A 229-nucleotide genomic window follows, 5' to 3' on the forward strand; every position below is an offset into this window, starting at 1 on the left:
GTCGGCGACGGTGGGCAGGCCCTGGCCGCCGTCCGCCGGATGCGTCCCTCGGCGGCGATCCTCGACATCGGTCTGCCGACGATGGACGGCATCGAGGTGTGCCGGCGGCTACGGGCCGAGAACGACTGGACGCCGGTGCTGTTCATCACCGCGCGCGACGACGAGATGGACCGCGTCCTGGGGCTCGATCTGGGCGCCGACGACTACCTGACCAAGCCGCTATCGCTGT

The 229-nt window shown here is 70.7% G+C and carries 1 protein-coding gene; it reads left to right on the plus strand.

Annotation, left to right across the window (positions count from 1 at the left end):
• Positions 1-229 (plus strand): response regulator (locus ACPYOM_RS24310; protein ID WP_481347948.1); only part of this gene is annotated, 229 nt, incomplete at both ends.

Source organism: Monashia sp. HAY1-2A (genome assembly GCF_056755315.1).